Source organism: Robiginitalea marina (genome assembly GCF_024006985.1).
Classification (GTDB): domain Bacteria; phylum Bacteroidota; class Bacteroidia; order Flavobacteriales; family Flavobacteriaceae; genus Robiginitalea; species Robiginitalea marina.
In genome coordinates, this window is record NZ_JAMXIB010000040.1 from 1 (window position 1) to 377 (window position 377).

The following is a 377-nucleotide window of genomic DNA, read 5'->3' on the forward strand; positions in this document are numbered from 1 at the left end:
GACTTCAGCCTTACGGGCAACACCCTGACGCTGACCCTGGAGAACGGGGGCACGCAAGATGTGGACCTCTCAGGCTATGTCTCCACCGACGACCAAAACATCTCCGGATCTTCTTTGGTGGGGACTGACCTGACCATCGGGATTGAGAACGGGACCTCGGAGACCATCGACCTTTCATCACTGGTGGGCACGGACGACCAGGGGCTTAGCCTGAGCGGCAACACCCTGACCCTGGAAGACGGGGGCAGCGTGGATCTGACGCCCTATCTGGACAACACGGATGACCAGCAGATCACAGACTTCAGCCTTACGGGCAACACCCTGACGCTGACCCTGGAGAACGGGGGCACGCAAGATGTGGACCTCTCGGGCTATGT

General features: G+C 59.9%; 1 protein-coding gene. It reads left to right on the plus strand.

Going from position 1 to position 377, the window contains the following annotated elements; genetic code table 11:
* Positions 1 to 377: hypothetical protein (locus tag NG653_RS14675; protein WP_252742461.1), on the plus strand; the 377-nt coding region annotated here is incomplete at both ends.